This window comes from Roseibium porphyridii, from assembly GCF_026191725.2.
Lineage (GTDB): Bacteria > Pseudomonadota > Alphaproteobacteria > Rhizobiales > Stappiaceae > Roseibium > Roseibium porphyridii.
This window is the reverse complement of record NZ_CP120863.1, coordinates 97,338-110,551: the sequence shown is the minus strand read 5'-3', so window position 1 is coordinate 110,551 and position 13,214 is coordinate 97,338. Positions and strand designations below refer to the sequence as shown.

Genomic DNA, 13,214 nt, shown 5'->3' with positions numbered 1-13,214 from the left:
CTGTGTTTGGAGTTCCGCTTTCTGGTTCTAAGTGTCATCGTTGAAAAACTGAAACGCCTTGTGGCCGATCTGACGCTGGACAAGACCATGCTTCAGGATGCCTTGAGAAAAAAGTGGTGAAGCCTGTCCGCCGCCCAGAAGTCGTGAGCCACTATCAGGATGTCTTTGAAGTGTCTGAACGACGCGCTTGTGACGCCATGGGCTTTGGGCGGGCTTCCCATCGATATCGTTCCAGGCGAGACCCGGCAGTGGAATTGCGGATGCGCCTGAAGGACTTGGCGGAAAGCCGGGTTCGGTATGGCTATCGCCGTTTGCACATCCTTCTGAAGCGCGAAGGGTGGCATGTAAACCACAAGCGCCTGTATCGGCTGTATTGCGAAGAAGGCCTGTCGATCCGCACCAGAGGCCCAAACGCCGTCGGGCATGCCGATATCGGACAGGTCGCTCCGCCGCAGATGGCATGAACGATGTCTGGGCAATGGACTTTATGTCCGACAAGCTTTTCGACGGAAAACCGTTTCGGATTCTGACCGTTGTCGACTGTTTTACGAGAGAGGCTCTCGCGACTGCTGCGAGGACCAACTTCCGAGCCTATCAGGTCATTGATGAACTGGATCGCCTCGCGCGGGTCCGAGGAAAGCCCCGGAGCATTCGTGTTGACAACGGCCCCGAGTTCGCTTGCCGGCTACTTGACCAGTGGGCCTATCTGAACAAAGTCGAATTGGACTCCTCCAGGCCGGGAAAACCAACGGATAATGCTTACATTGAAGCCTTCAACAGCCGTCTGAGGCAAGAATGCTTGAACGCTTCCTGGTTCCTGTCCATGGCAGATGCACGGGCCCAGATCAATGAATGGAGGATCGACTACAACGAAAACCGGCCGCATTCATCGCTCGGAAACTTGACGCCGAGCGACTTTGCAACCCAACAGACCAAAACCCGAAAAGTTGCATGAAAACCGGACCAGAAGCGGGGTGAGCTCCAGCAGAGCATGCACTAACAATCAAATCGGACCACTCAAGTGGGGCAGGTCAAACCTACAAATGGTTCAGTTCAGCAGATCACGTCGCCAATCGGTCAGAATGCCCAAGGACTTGCTTACGGAAATGGTTGAGTCTTCGAAATAAAAATCGGCGAGCCTTAGACTCGCCGATAAGGTAGGGGCCCGCTGATGACCCCAGGGGAGTTTATCAAAATTACTTAGAGGTTATAGGCCTAATACTCTGTTTCGCTGGTTGGAGTAGGCTATTTCTGCTCCCATCCTAAACGTTCCGAGTTCGGAAAGCGCTGCGCGGTAGTGATCATCAACTTCAGCTACGAGCGCAGATTGGCTTCTCGTCTCTTCAAACACCTCTGCAGCAGCCTCACCAAAGGCGTCCCACGTTTCGTCATTAAACTGCTTGAGAACTGTGCCGTGATCATCAACGAGCTTCTGAAGGTAGAGGCCGTTGTTTGCCAAAAACTCTTCATTCATAGCGGCGTTTTCTTCCATACATGCAGCCTCAATTATGGCCTGCTCCCAGTTGGAGAGGCTACTCCACCAATCTTTGTTCATGCCGAACGCGTTGCCTCCGCCAGGTTCATGCATGCCAGCCATATAGTAGTATTTGGCTGCTTCGTAGAATTTCATGAAGTAGTCGTTGTAGGGCCCGACCCACTCTGCTGCTTCGATCGCCCCGGCGACAAGGTTCTCGTAAATCTGTCCTCCGGGCAGCGACACGACTGAAACGCCGAGTTTGGTCATGACCGTACTGCCGAGTCCTGGGATCCTCATTTTCAGACCCTTGAGATCGTCAACGGACTCGATTTCGACGTTGAACCAGCCGCCCATCTGTGTCCCTGTGCCACCACAGGGCAGAGCCTTCAGGTCAAAATTACCGGAGACTTTATCCCAAAGTTCCTGGCCGCCCTTGAACTTGATCCAGGCGTTCCACTCCGGCATCGTCATGCCGAACGGCACCGAGGTGAAATAGGCAAAGGCAGGGTCTTTGCCGATCCAGTAGTAGTCTGCAGAAATGTAGGCCTGTGCGTTTCCTGACGCGACTTCGTCAAACACGTCGAACGCGCCGATCCTTTCACCGGCGGCAAAATATTCGGTTTGTAGACGTCCGTCCGACAGATCGGTGATCCGTTGCGCAAGCCGCTGCGCAGACATGCCGAGACCCGGAAAGTCTCGGGGAAAACTGGAAACGATTGTCACTGTTTTGCGCTCTTGCGCAATGGCAGGTGTAGCCAAGACTGCCGCGCCCGCAGAGCCAGCGACGCCTGCGCTTTTTAGAAATGAACGGCGATTCATTGTGGTCCCCTCAGTTTATTGAAATTCGGCAGGTCAGGATAGTCTCCTGCCATGCTGCAATATTCCTTTGGGGCAGGCTATGGGGCAAATAGCCCTGATCTATGTCTCCGATAGACAAAAAGGACTTACCCGAATTTTTTACAATAATCGATCTTTCAAAAAAGCCGCAAAACGCTCACATGCAACGCCGATATGGGCTTACATCAAGCGAACTGTCAAATTGACGTCCTTACGTCGATAGGCTTCCAGAATGGCGCGGTGCTCTTCCTGGGTCTCCGCCTCATCCTGGGTCAGGCACATATAGATGTGCGTATACCTGTGAGCGACCGTGTGGGCTCTCGTGATTATCTCCCGCAGTTGCTCCATTCCGGTCGGAGCGTAGAGCGCCAAATGCAGTTTCAGGTACCAGTGGCTCGACACCATCGGATCCGTCAAGGTTTCGAATTCATCGATTATGGCTTCGATTTGTGCCACGTATTCCGGTGTCGAGAGCAGCACCGATTCCCGGACCGCGAAGAGCTCAAGCATCTGACGAAGCTTGAAGCACTCGATCATTTCCGCATAGGACGTTTCTTTGACGACGAAGCCTCTGTTGGGCACGAAATAGACCAGGCCCTGGTCCTCAAGTTCCCGTAGAGCTTCTCTGACCGGGATCTTGCTGGTGTTCAGTTCCCTCGCTATCCGGTCCTGGTTCAAAGCCTTTCCGCTTGAAAAAGCACCTGTGACGATGGCTTCCCGCAGTATTCGGACGACATATTGGGGGGCAGTTACGCGATCGTAAGAAATACGCTCGGCAAAAAAGTCAAAACACCAGATTGCCCCGAAGGTTCAGGTTTTGGGTTTAGCTCAAGCTCTCTTGTCACAGTATATCCCTAGCCAATGGCACCTATAGAGCCGGTCTATTAGTTTGCTTCGATCCGGGCAATCATAGATCTGTTCGATTCTATATCACTACTGCACAATACTTCATCAATTCCAAATTTTATTCGACAGTCTGTTGACAGACCTAAAAAGCTGTGAGGTAATCGGTCTCGTCAGAGCCTATGCGATATACGATTATACAGAAATATCCAATTTTTTGGAGATCCAGATTGGTCTTGACTCTTGAAACTGATCCGAATTGACTGTGAATTTTTGGGTACATTCCTAGTGAGAGAGGAGTGTGCCGATGCCGAAGAAACGGTTTTCAGATGAGCAGTTCGCGTTTGCGTTGAGGCAAGCGGTATCTGGTACGACAATTAGCGAGATTTGTCGGAAGATGGGGATTGCTGAGGCAACGTTCTATCTCTATTGACGGCTCTCCGATTGCAAGTCGATTTTGAACTGATCAGCTTGGCCCGTTGCAAACATCTATCCGGCGTCATCCGATCTTATCGAAGCGCCCAAATGGGGAATCCGCTCGCGCATGCCTCTATAGCTGGTAGGCCTCGAGGGCCTCGATAAAAGTCAGGCTCGTTGCACGCCGGTCCGACCTATGCTTCTCATTTCATCGTCGTCTCGCAAATTCTGGGCAAGTCTTCAGAAAGCTCCGCGGTTTGGTCCGCCAGTGCGCAGCACGGCCCAGGTGATCCGTGCATTCTTGTTGGCGACCGCAACAGTTGCGCGGTTGTAGCCGCGTCGCTCTCGAAGCTGGTTGACCCATTGATTGTGGGGATCTGATTTGTTTAAAGCCGTTCGCACCACGGCCCGGGCTCCGTGTACGAGCAAGCTGCGCAGATGCTGATTGCCACGCTTTGATATGCCCATCAGAACCGTCTTATTAACACTAGAGTGTTGTTTTGGAACAAGACCGACCCAAGCAGCAAGATGACGACCGTTCTTGAACTCGGCCCCATCGCCGATAGCTGCGACGATTGCGGTTGCCGTCTTCGGACCAACACCTTTGATCCTGGCAATGCGCTGGCAAGTCTGGCTCTGGCGGAACACACGGTCGATCTTTTTGTCAAAGTCCGAAATCCGACGATCGAGGTCGCGGAACAGATCATAAAGCTCGGCGATTGCATCACGCGCCATGGGCGTTAGTTCATTGTCCAGATCAGCCAGGACATCGGGGATCAAACGGCGCGCCCTGGTAATGCTTTTGGCCATAGCAAAGCCGCGGTCGAGCAACAGACCGCGTATCTGGCTGACGACGGCTGTGCGATGATTGACCATACGTTGTCTGGCGCGGTGAAGCGCCTGAATATCCTGCTGCTCGATACTCTTCTTCGGCACTAGGGGAATATGCGGCTGGCGCGCTGCAGTACAGATCGCTTCGGCATCGTTGCCGTCATTCTTTTGGCGACGCACGAACGGTTTCGCATACTGTGGGCTGATGATCTTCACCTGATGTCCAATTAACTCGAACTTGCGCGCCCAATAAAACGCGCCGGTGCAGGCTTCTAAAACGACCGTGCAAGGCTCGATCTGGGTCAGGACTTCGATCAATTGATCGCCCATCACACGGCGTTTCAGAACAGGCTTGCCGTTTCGGTTCGCGCCATGCAGCTGAAACACATTCTTAGCGATATCGATGCCGAGGGTATCTACAGTCATAACGGTTCTCCTTCTTGTCACAGGCTTCTAACCTGCGCTGTTGGAAGGAGAGCCGTCCATCCCATTAGGTGGTATGACCGATATCTGACAGGTGGTCCGGAAGCGCTGGAGGATCGCTCTCCAAAGCCATCACGGGTGTGGAACCGCATACCAGATGATGTTCGCAGACGTATTGTTGAGATGGCATTGGCTGAACCCGAGCTATCACCGCGGGAGTTGGCTGTGCGGTTCACCGATACGCAGCAGTACTTCGTGTCCGAAGCCTCGGTGTATCGTCTGCTCAAGGCCCATGACCTCATCACCAGCCCGGCCTTTGTGGTCATCAAGGCTGCGGATGAGTTCCACGACAAGACCACAGCCATTAATCAGATGTGGCAGACAGACTTCACCTACATCAAGATCATTGGCTGGGGCTGGTGTTACCTCTCTACCATTCTGGACGACTTCTCGCGATATGTTGTCGCCTGGAAGCTGTGCACGACAATGACTGCTGGTGAAGTCACCGACACGCTGGAACTGGCCCTTGAAACTTCCGGCTGTGATCAGGTCGATATTCGGCACAAACCACGACTGCTATCGGACAACGGCGCGAGTTACATATCTGGTGAACTGGCTGAATGGCTCAACGACCAAGGCATAGGTCATGTTCGAGGCGCGCCATAACATCCACAAACTCAGGCAAAATCGAACGCTGGCACCAAACCCTGAAGAACCGCATCCTGCTGGAAAATTACTTCCTGCCCGGTGACCTCATCGCCAGCATCGAGCGCTTCGTCTTCCACTACAATCATCACCGATACCATGAGAGCCTCGGCAATCTCACCCCTGCCGATGTCTACTTCGGACGTGGCGAAAACATCCTGCTCGAACGCGAAAGGATCAAACGAAACACAATCAATCAACGGCGTTTGCAAAACCGCAATCAAGCCGCTTATATTCAACAAACAAGATGGGCTAATCTCTCCGCTAAATCACGCGGCTATCTGTTCCAAATACCCTTATGACGGACACGCGCCAGATACCAAACGATGCGCATGGGGCCAAGATGATATTTGCTTCGCAGATGGAGAACTTTCTCCTCGATCTCGATCGGGGTTCTATTGGCATGCCATTTGGCAATAGGTGGGTGGTTCACCAATCCGGCTTCGCCGTGTTTGCGATAGGCTTCACGCCAGCGGTAGAAACTACTGCGACCCAACCCGAAATATCGACAGGTCTTCGCAACATGCCCAATCTCTTCTGCATGTCTCAGAATGCGTAGTTTGCACTGAATCTCGCGTTGATCCTTGCTCATCTGCATCTCCATCGTCCGAAAATTCGGAGGTTAATGGAAATGTCCCGCAAGCACCGACACATCTACAATGAGAAGCATATGTTTGTTTGTATTTTCGGGCATGTTTGCAGCGTTAGCGGGTATTTGCATCTTGGGTTATTCCGGTTCTTCCTTCGCGAATGTCGGGGACCGATACGTTCTTTCATCAATAATTGCGGTGGTTCTGGGGGGGACGGCTCTTGCGGGCGGAAGTGGTGGCTATACTGGAACCATGGCAGGAGCATTTTTGCTGGTTCTAATGCAGTCAATTTTAACCACTCTAAATATGGGAGAAGCGGGACGTCAGGTTGTTTTCGGTGCAACCTTATTGATTTTGCTCCTGTTTTATGGCCGCAGCAAAGCATTGAGAGGGTGAAGTGAGTTCAAAGGTCAAAATCAAAGATATTGCGGTTAAGGCGGGTGTCGCGCCGGCTACTGTTTCTCGAGCCTTAAGTAACTCTGGCTTGGTTGCCGAGCCAAAGCTTTCGCATATTCGAGAAGTTGCAGCCTCATTGGGATATCGCCCAAACGTCGTTGCTCGAAATTTACGCACTCAAAAGACTATGTCAATTTTGGTGGTAGTTCGTGACATAGGCAATCCATTTTATTTGAATGTATTTAAGGGAGCGGAAAGTATCGCACGTGCCGCCGGTTATTCTCTTCTAATGGGTAATACAGAGGACGACCCAAAACGAGAAGAAGAGTACTTTGAAATGCTGAACGACGGTCATGCTGACGGCATGATATTAATGACTGGAAAATTACCGCAAGATTATGAATTGCCCAAGGATATTTCAGACAAGGTCGTCGTCGCACTTGAAATGATCGACGGTTCGAATCTTTCTCACGTCGTCATCGATAATGAAAAGGCCGCATTTGAAGCCGTAAATCATCTAATCTCACTGGGTCATACAAGAATTGGGCACATCACTGGTCCGATTCCAGAAGGTATGAGTGTGAGAAGGTTGGAAGGATATAATAAGGCGATGGCTGCGGCTACCCTGCCGGTTCACCAAGGTTACATTCAAAACGGTGATTTCTCATATCAAAGTGGTGAAGAGGCTACCTACAAGCTATTAGATTTGCCTCATCCACCTTCAGCAATCTTTATTGGAAACGACGAAATGGCATTTGGAGCCATTCGCGCTGCAAGGAATAAAGATATCGGTGTGCCGGAGGACATATCAATCGTCGGATTTGATGACATCTACTTGGGGCAAGCGTTTGTTCCAGCTTTGACCACTGTAAATCAACCATGCTTGGAAATTGGGCGGCAGGCAATGATGCAGCTGCTGGCGCATCTATCTGGTGAAAAGAATTCGACAGAAACCATGATCGTGCCAACACATTTTGTCAGTCGGGAAACTACTGCTCCACCTTAGGGTGATTTTGGCAGTATTTAATAAATACTGCAAATACTGAATAGAATCTCTAAAAATCTTTCAATACCAAGCACTCGAATAAGATTTTCCGGGTGATGGCCAACTATGTCTTGACGAGGGGAAAATATTCGTAATGACTGAAAAAAACGCTCTCAACATCGGTATCGTTGGTACCGGCTTCATTGCTGAGTTTCATCTCAAGTCCATGATTGGTGTCCGGAATGTCCGCATAGCCGGTATTTTTAGCCGGAACGCTGAGAACCGTGAGCGTCTTAAGCTGCTTGCTGACGATTTGGAACTCGGTCCTTGTACGACTTTTGATACGCTAAACCAAATGCTGGAATCCGACGAAATCGATGCAGTTTGGATCCTTTCACCAAACCATACCCGTTTGGATGTGATGAGGCAGATTCACGATGCCGTCGCTGAGAAGCGTAGCAAAGTCTTTGCGGTTGCCTGTGAAAAACCCTTAGCCAAAACAATAGCAGAAGCCAGGGAAATGCTGCGTTTGGCAGAAGATGCGGGGCTAAATCACGGATACCTTGAAAATCAAATTTTTTGCACCCCTGTTCTAAGGGGCAAGGAAATAATTTGGCGCCGTGCAGCTTCAACAACAGGCAGACCATATTTGGCGCGTGCGGCTGAAGAGCACTCCGGCCCTCATGCTGCGTGGTTTTGGCAGGGAGACAAACAGGGGGGAGGAGTTCTTTCCGATATGATGTGCCACTCGGTGGAGGTGTCCCGTCACCTGCTGACAGATCCGAACAAGCCACGGAGCTCGCTAACAGTCAAAGCCGTTAATGGTACCGTGGCCAACCTCAAATGGACGCGCCCAAAGTATGCACAACAACTCTCCGACCGATTTGGCGGGAAAGTAGATTACAAAAATCGACCGTCTGAAGACTTCGCACGGGCCACTATCGTGCTTGAGGATGAAGAAGGTAACGAGCTCATGATTGAAGCCTCGACATCCTGGGCATATGTGGGGGCCGGTCTCCGAATTCAACTTGAACTACTAGGCCCTGAATACTCGATGGAATTTAACTCGCTTTCAACTGGCCTAAAAGTCTTCATGTCACGAGAAGTAATGGGGCAAGAGGGGGAAGACCTAGTCGAAAAGCAGAATGCGGAACAGGGTCTTATGCCGGTTCTGGAAGACGAAGCCGGTGTTTACGGTTACACCGACGAAAACCGTCATATGGTCGATCGTTTTCGCAAAGGTCTTAAGCCGGACGAAACATTTGAAGATGGATTGGCCGTCGTTCAGATGCTCATTGGGTTATATCGATCCGCGGAAATTGGCCAGACGGTAACCTTTCCAGCTGAAGAGCTTGAAAACTACGTTCCCGTCGTCGCGCGCGTGGCATCAGACTAAATCGCAAAAAGCCGAATAGGGTTAGGAAGCCCCATGGGCTGCCGACCAAATTGCCACTGAATAGCGACTGGATTGATCATGACGAAAATGGCCGAGGAGATAGCCTCAATTCCGGAAGTCGTCGCAAGACAATTAGACCGGGCATTGGACCTCTATCTGGAACAAGGAGAGCGACTACGAAAACTGGAACCGAATTGTGTGGTCACTTGTGCCCGAGGCAGTTCCGATCACGCAGCGCTGTATTTTAAGTACATCGTCGAAAGTACATTGGGCGTGCCCGTATGTTCGATGGGGCCCTCAATAGCTTCGATCTATGACAATCAAATACGCACAGAAAATGGAGCCTTAATTGCGGTGTCGCAATCGGGAGGGAGCAAAGACCTTGCCGCTTTGTGCAGCCAAGCCGCTGCCTCTGGCTTGTCTACAGTTGCGCTTGTAAACAATACTGAGTCTTTGTTGGCGCGATCTGCTTATGAAGTTCTCCCGGTTTACGCTGACAGTGAGAAATCCGTCGCTGCCACAAAGAGTTTTGTTTGCTCGTTGGTCGCCTTGGCGTCAATTGTTGCTGCCTGGAAAGAAGATATTGAACTCGTTTCTGCAATCAAGTCGCTTCCAGAAGCGCTCGAAAGGGCATTGAAAATTGACTGGATGCCACAGATCGGACGACTTGTAAAAAACAAAAGGCTCTTTGTCATATCACGTGGTCCGGGTTATGCGATCGCAGAGGAAGCTGCTCTTAAGTTCAAGGAGACTTGCGCTGTACACGCAGAAGCCTTTAGCTCCGCGGAAGTGCGTCATGGGCCAATTGCATTAGCTGTTTCAGAGTTTTCCGCTCTTTGTTTTTTGAGCCGGGACAAGGCCGCGATAGGTATCGAGGATACTGCGTCACACCTGCACCAGGCTGGGGCTTATGTGCTCAAAACAACATTTTCGGAACAGGGCGACAGTAATCTGAGAAGCGTAAAGGCCCCTCACGTCCTTCTGGACCCAATCTGTCAAATCACAACATTCTACCTTGCTATTGAAAAACTATCTTTGTCGCTCGGTTCGAACCCAGACAATCCGGCTCTGCTTTCCAAAGTCACGGTGACCGTATGACCAATGTCTTGTGCGATCTTGGTGGAACCAACTGCCGCTTTGCTCTTTCTGACGTCAACAACATGCAGCCAAAATACATTGCTTGCTACTCGAATCAGAAATACGACACATTTGAGGAAGTTCTCACCGATTACATCCATGAACAACAAATAGCTGAAGTTCAGAGCTTGGTTGTTGCGTTGGCTGCCCCTGTCGAGGGAGACAGCATAAAATTGACTAACCGAGATTGGAAACTCGACAAGTCGATCCTGAAGGAACGCCTAGGCGTCAAGCATATTCACTTCCTGAATGACTTCGAGGCACTTGGGTATTCATTAACGGTTGCTGATGAATTGAGTTTCAACACTGTTTTGAAGCCATCTGTCGTCCAATGCGGGGGACCAAAACTGGTGTTGGGTGCTGGAACCGGGTTCAACTGTGTCCTTCTTACACCAAAAGGAGAAGTTGTTTGTGCCGAGGCTGGACATAGCACTCTTGTTACGGAAACCCCCCTCGATCGTCAGCTGCAAAGAGAGTTCATTGTCAAATATGGGCGGTGCTCCATAGAACGTATCCTTTCCGGGAACGGTATTGTGGAAATATACAACGCCATTTGCAGTAACAATCATCAACGCGCAATCTTTAACACTAGTCACGAGATCGCTGAAGCTGGTTGCAATGAGACTGACATTTTTGCTTTCGAGGCATGCAAGGAGTTTTCGCGGATACTCGGCCGTACAGCCGGAGATCTGGCGCTCCTTACTTTGCCCTATTCCGGAATATTTCTAACAGGGGGCATCACACGTGCGCTGAAGCGGTTCATTGGCGAACCGGGTGGTTCTTTTTCAAGTTCATTTTTCAACAAAGGCAGGATGCGCGAACACATGAGCCAGTTCCCGGTCTTTTTACTAAGCGACGATCATGTTGCTTTGTATGGTTGCGGCGAGTTCCTGAGCTCTCAAAACCAAACCTAATGAACGCACAACGTTTGCGATGTTCCTGGTCAGCATCTTTGAGGCAGATCTGCGAACTTACTAAGATTTTTAACTGCCAGGAAACGACGGGGTGCAGCCACCAGCATTCGTGATGCACGTGATCAAACTTTAAAAGCAAGGTCTTGAAATTGATTATTCCAATCATCGTCACATCCGCCGTTAACAAATCTGACTGCACATTAAAAATTACGCAATGTTTGTGAGCCGAGTTTGAAATCGGTATTCGTTCGTTTGTTCATATCGCTCGCCAGCTGAAAGTAGAGTGGAAGGAAATGAGGCTTCATTCGGACTGTTAGGCCAGCCTTGGGGTTCCAGACAGATGCCAGAGCAAGGTGGGTAGGGTAAGCCAAGATGCCCTATATGGTGGCGATGAAGTTTATAGCCGTTGTATAAATGCAGTCCCGGCTGTGTTGTCCAAAGATCCATAGATATGCCATTGCATGACAGCCGCGCAGCTTTTTCAAAAACTCCCGAATTCCTTTGGTTCAAACAATAGGTATTGTTGTAGGAGATCCTCGACAGTGGGCGTCCTTTCCTAAAGTCGAAAAGCGTTTCTTCGACTGGTGCGATTTTCCCGGTGGGGATCAGCGCATTAGACGAAGGCAAGTAGTGGTGTGCGTTGATCTCTAGTCGGTGCTCGGCAATTGAGTGTGTGCCGGAAAAGTTGAAGTACGGATGGTGGCATATGTTCAGGATCGTATCCTTGTCAGATTCCGCGGAACACGTTAGCCGCAGCGTTGCCGGCGAGACAATTTCGTAAGAAGCAGAAACGGTGAGTCGTCCGGGAAACCCAGCGTCGCCATCCGGACTTTCGAGTTTGAAAGTCACTGACGTTGTTGACTGCTCTGCCAGGTCCCATTCGCGGTTCCAGAACCCGTTGCGACCGCCATGAAGATGTCCCGTCCTGCATTCGTTTTGCTCTACCGTGATCAACTGATCATTAAGTGTGAACTGTCCTCCCGCAATGCGATTGCCATATCGGCCTATCACGGCACCCATAAACTGCCCGTCGAGTGGATAGAGGGCAGGATCATCATACCCAAGCACAAGAGGGGTGGATTTTCTGCTGAGGCGTAAATCGCTAAGGCTCGCACCATAAGGAATAACTCGTGCCATTAAGTTGCTGTTTTGTATGGTTAGCGCCTGCAATGGTTCATCTCTTGTCGTTGAGCCGTTTGCCGGTCGCTGAACTAAAGAAGTGGAAGTCATCGCCAGTCGCTGACAATGGGACAACATCATGAGAGTTGAACACACACCGCGTGCGGTCCAACACATGCATGGGTTGGCTCAGCGCATCCACGAAGAGCAGTGTTTCAGAGCCCGTCGGCTCGACAACACGGATGTGTGCATCTCCGAGTGCAACTCCATCTTGCCCTATAGATATGTGTTCCGGTCGGATACCGAGGACAACATCCTGTCCCCAAGCGTCTTGCGGGGAAAATTTTGCAACATCAATGATCGTTCCTGAGGTTGTCGCGAAGCGACCTTGCGGCAATAGCTTGCCTTCAATCATGTTCATTGCTGGGGAGCCAATGAAGGAGGCAACGAAGCGCGTAAGCGGTTTGTCATACAGCTCCATGGGGGTACCGGTTTGTTCTATATGTCCACTGTTCATTACCACGATCCGGTCCGCCATCGTCATGGCTTCCACTTGATCGTGAGTGACATAAACAGTGGTTGTACTGAGCTGTTGATGCAGCTCCTTGATTTCGGACCGCATCTGCACCCTCAACTTTGCATCCAGGTTCGAAAGTGGTTCGTCGAACAGGAACAGTTTCGGGTTCCGAACAATGGCGCGGCCCATTGCAACCCTTTGACGTTGACCACCGGACAGTTGCCCGGGTTTGCGATCCAAAAGGTGTTTCAGGTCCAGGACCTCAGCGGCCGACAATACTTTTTCGTCAATCTCCCGCTTTGGCACTCCCGCCAGTTTTAATGAAAACCCCATGTTTTTGCTCACGGTCATGTGCGGATAGAGAGCATAGGATTGGAAAACCATCGCAATATCACGTGCGCGGGGTGGCAAATGATTGATGACAGATCCATTAACTGCGACTTGGCCTTCAGAAATGTTCTCGAGGCCAGCAATCATGCGCAGTAAAGTTGACTTTCCGCAGCCCGAAGGTCCGACAAGGATGACAAACTCCCCGTCATCGATATCCAGAGACACACCATGAATTACCTCGAGCGGGCCGTAGGATTTCCGGACATCTTGAATTGCTATGGATGCCATATGTCTTTC

9 protein-coding genes and 5 pseudogenes are annotated in these 13,214 nt (G+C 50.7%); 8 read left to right on the top strand and 6 right to left on the bottom strand.

Annotated features, from left to right (window positions below):
* Positions 1-45 precede the first annotated feature (45 nt).
* Positions 46-955, top strand: a pseudogene (locus K1718_RS00575) (IS3 family transposase); the annotation flags it as partial.
* A gap of 252 nt (positions 956-1,207) precedes the next feature.
* Here the strand turns inward: K1718_RS00575 and K1718_RS00570 are convergent.
* Positions 1,208-2,296, bottom strand: coding sequence for a TRAP transporter substrate-binding protein (locus K1718_RS00570; protein WP_265680095.1), 1,089 nt, complete (start codon positions 2,294-2,296; stop codon positions 1,208-1,210).
* A gap of 198 nt (positions 2,297-2,494) precedes the next feature.
* The gene (locus K1718_RS00565) at positions 2,495-2,992 is read right to left on the bottom strand and encodes a GntR family transcriptional regulator (protein ID WP_285806053.1); all 498 of its coding nucleotides are present in this window, start codon (positions 2,990-2,992) and stop codon (positions 2,495-2,497) included.
* A gap of 472 nt (positions 2,993-3,464) precedes the next feature.
* Between K1718_RS00565 and K1718_RS00560 the strand changes: the two are divergent.
* A pseudogene (locus K1718_RS00560) lies at positions 3,465-3,581 on the top strand (transposase); the annotation flags it as partial.
* A gap of 233 nt (positions 3,582-3,814) precedes the next feature.
* Here K1718_RS00560 and K1718_RS00555 read toward each other — a convergent pair.
* A complete protein-coding gene (locus K1718_RS00555) occupies positions 3,815-4,831 on the bottom strand; it encodes an IS110 family RNA-guided transposase (RefSeq protein WP_265680096.1) in 1,017 nt (338 codons plus the stop codon).
* 66 nt (positions 4,832-4,897) lie between these two features.
* Here K1718_RS00555 and K1718_RS00550 point away from each other — a divergent pair.
* Positions 4,898-5,763: pseudogene (locus K1718_RS00550) on the top strand (IS3 family transposase); the annotation flags it as partial.
* Between the two features lie 77 nt (positions 5,764-5,840).
* Here K1718_RS00550 and K1718_RS00545 read toward each other — a convergent pair.
* Positions 5,841-6,125: pseudogene (locus K1718_RS00545) on the bottom strand (helix-turn-helix domain-containing protein); the annotation flags it as partial.
* 76 nt (positions 6,126-6,201) lie between these two features.
* On the opposite strand from K1718_RS00545, the pseudogene K1718_RS00540 reads away from it, so the two are divergent.
* The 5 genes and pseudogenes from K1718_RS00540 to K1718_RS00520 form a co-directional block, all read left to right on the top strand.
* Positions 6,202-6,519 (top strand): annotated as a pseudogene (locus K1718_RS00540) (ABC transporter permease subunit); the annotation flags it as partial.
* 1 nt (position 6,520) lies between these two features.
* Complete coding sequence (locus K1718_RS00535) at positions 6,521-7,525, top strand: LacI family DNA-binding transcriptional regulator (protein ID WP_265680097.1); 1,005 nt, start codon at positions 6,521-6,523, stop codon at positions 7,523-7,525.
* Positions 7,526-7,658: 133 nt separating this feature from the next.
* Positions 7,659-8,900 (top strand): Gfo/Idh/MocA family protein, encoded by a 1,242-nt coding sequence (locus K1718_RS00530; RefSeq protein ID WP_265680098.1) that lies wholly within the window; start codon positions 7,659-7,661, stop codon positions 8,898-8,900.
* A gap of 78 nt (positions 8,901-8,978) precedes the next feature.
* Positions 8,979-9,998, top strand: a complete 1,020-nt coding sequence (locus K1718_RS00525; RefSeq protein WP_265680099.1) for an SIS domain-containing protein — start codon at positions 8,979-8,981, stop codon at positions 9,996-9,998.
* On the top strand, positions 9,995-10,951 hold the full coding sequence (locus tag K1718_RS00520; RefSeq protein WP_265680100.1) for a glucokinase: 957 nt from the start codon (positions 9,995-9,997) through the stop codon (positions 10,949-10,951). The genes K1718_RS00525 and K1718_RS00520 overlap by 4 nt, the downstream gene beginning before the upstream one ends.
* Positions 10,952-11,158: 207 nt before the next feature.
* On the opposite strand, the gene K1718_RS00515 is transcribed toward K1718_RS00520, so the two are convergent.
* Positions 11,159-12,121, bottom strand: a complete 963-nt coding sequence (locus K1718_RS00515; RefSeq protein WP_265680101.1) for an aldose epimerase family protein — start codon at positions 12,119-12,121, stop codon at positions 11,159-11,161.
* Positions 12,122-12,125: 4 nt separating this feature from the next.
* Positions 12,126-13,205: an ABC transporter ATP-binding protein gene (locus K1718_RS00510; protein WP_265680102.1), complete on the bottom strand. Its 1,080-nt coding sequence runs from the start codon at positions 13,203-13,205 to the stop codon at positions 12,126-12,128.
* Positions 13,206-13,214 lie beyond the last annotated feature (9 nt).